The sequence below is a fragment of the Sphingobium sp. Ant17 genome, assembly GCF_000588875.1.
Classification (GTDB): Bacteria; Pseudomonadota; Alphaproteobacteria; order Sphingomonadales; family Sphingomonadaceae; genus Sphingobium.
Genome location: NZ_JEMV01000167.1, coordinates 1 through 2,244, shown reverse-complemented (window position 1 = coordinate 2,244; position 2,244 = coordinate 1). Strand labels below are relative to the sequence as shown.

Sequence of the window (2,244 nt, the reverse complement as noted above, 5' to 3'; positions counted from 1 at the left end):
CCCGATCCCTCACCCAGCAAGGCTTCGACGGGTTTCAGGTCCACAAGCTTGCGATTGCGGGCGAAGGGCGCACCGCGCCCCGACCCCGTCAGCGAATATGTCACAAGTTGCACCTCCCGATTGCCAGCCCAAGAGGCCACGATCGCGTCGAAGCCCTTGCGCTGCGCRGTCGTCACCAGCGTCATATGCGGGATRCGTTCGAGGATCGTGTCGAGYCGATCCCAGAGCAATTGCCAGTCATGCCATTCCGCATGGCCTGAGGCGATAACGATCGGTCCACGGGGACGGTACCGCTCSCGTTCGGCCAGTTCSCGGGCGCGCAGGAAATCCTGTATCGAYACYTGCGTRGCGGTAGCSGCCTTCGAGACRCGCGATCCRCGMGCCGGCGACCAGGGRCGACCMGAYAGCACGYGGAAAGTTTCGGCGGCATAATCGCGCATACACTCGACCGCCTCGCGCTGTTCGGTCAGCGACTGGCACAGGAGCTGTTTCTCCTCCAGTTCGCTGTTGAAGACCTCGGARGGCTCGATCCGCCGGATCATATCGCGCAGCTCATGRGCCAGCATGTCTTCCTGTCGTTCAAGCTTGCCAGCGACGAAGTGGAAGCTGTTGACCATGCCCCAGGCGATCTCGGGTGCGAGCGCGTCGAGGCGGGTATCGGTCAAGAGATCGAAGATGGTGGCGATCACACCCCGCGCAATCGGCCTGCGCGTGGAGCGGTTCGGGCATATCATGCTCGCCCCGGCTCGTCGCCCCGGCGTGATGATCGAAAGCGGGGATGGGGATCGCCAAAAAGCGCGTTTTGAAGTCGGGGTGTCGCCGTCATCTGTGCAAACAGTGTCGGCAGGTCTGCGAAGTGGCTGATACGCCGCGAATGGTCATGGGTCATGGTACTTTCTCCTCATCATGGRAAAAGGAAAAAAGGGGGCGCGAACGCTCAAAAAGCGTCCCGCCCCCATTATGTCGGATCAGTGCATGCTTGCCCGTGCACTGGCGAAAGCGGTTGAGCGCGTCAGGACGGCCTCGACGATTTGCGCCGCATGGGGGCGCAAAGGGCGTGCCTTCGAGCAGGTCATAGATAGCAGCGATGATCTCGCCGCATGTAACGCCGCCAGGTATCTCCGGCGAGCGGACCGCAAGCGTGTTTTGGGGTGCCAGCAGATCCCGGATAGCGGGACTGGCGATGATCGCGGCGCAGAGCGCCGAGAGATCGGACAGCGGCGCGATGTCATGAAAAGAAGGAAGCGGCATGGACTGTCTCCTCATGCGAAGAAAGGAAAAGGGCCGGGGAGGCCTGACGCCTCGGCCCGGAACGGGTTCCGATCAACGGGTGATCAGAACGGGTCCTCCTCGCCAAACGGCGCACCCGCACCGGCCAGTTCGCCGTCAGCCCCTGCGGTGCTGTCGCCGAAGCCGCCTTCGTCGCGCGAACCGCGATCGTCATAATTGGTGCGGCTGGTCCCCATGCTGCCCCCGAAGTCGGAGCGCATGGTGTCGCGCCGCCATGCGACCATGTAGCCGCCATGATCGGCCGGGAAGAGCGCGATCGGCAGCGGTTCAGGGAGGCTGGGGATCGTCGATATTGCCGGCAAGGAAGACCTCGCCGGTGCGCTTGGACGCAGCCTCCCACARTGCGCCGACCTGAACCCAGCGACGCGCGACGTTGAGCGCCAGGATCTGACGGACGGCCTTCTCATTCTCGCTCATGACCTTGCGCAGCCCGATGCGCGGGAGATCGATCGTGCGGGTGGCGATCGAGCCCGTCAGGCGGCCGTTCTGATTGAAGATTTCACCGATGTTCATCGTCTTGACCTTTCGAATGTCGCTCGAAATCCATTTTCCGGCGACACCCCCCCCGTCCCTTCTCTCCTCTCTGTCCCCGACCTTGCCCCGCGGGCCGCCCCGTCCCGAGAACAGCGCTCCACATCCTCCGGCGCGACGCTTCCCCCGTCCCCCTCCACCCCGCAACGCCCCTGCCAGCCCAAAAATTCTGCGCAAACCTGCAGCACAACGAGGCCCGAATGCAGACGAGCAGGCGACGGCCACGTTGAATTGGGGGATGAGGCTGGAGGCGTGGCGGTAGCCGCGTTGGCGCCAGGGTCGAGCGGGTAGCGGTAGCAGAGCGCGAGGCGAGATCGGGCGGTCCCTACAGGCAGAACCGACGGCCTTGCGATGACCGGCACGGATCGGTGCGTTTCCAGTCTCGCGAGCGATCAGCTGATGGCGGCGGACCGCATGGCGGAA

General features: G+C 64.1%; 2 protein-coding genes and 1 pseudogene. All 3 read right to left on the bottom strand.

The genetic code is table 11. The features are described from left to right. On the bottom strand, positions 1–734 hold a 734-nt coding region (locus tag BF95_RS25080), incomplete at its 3' end, for a DUF2493 domain-containing protein (RefSeq protein WP_235210010.1). A gap of 151 nt (positions 735–885) precedes the next feature. Then, on the bottom strand, positions 886–1,251 hold the full coding sequence (locus BF95_RS25075; RefSeq protein ID WP_235210009.1) for a hypothetical protein: 366 nt from the start codon (positions 1,249–1,251) through the stop codon (positions 886–888). 83 nt (positions 1,252–1,334) lie between these two features. After that, positions 1,335–1,803 (bottom strand): annotated as a pseudogene (locus BF95_RS25070) (DUF736 domain-containing protein). Positions 1,804–2,244 lie beyond the last annotated feature (441 nt).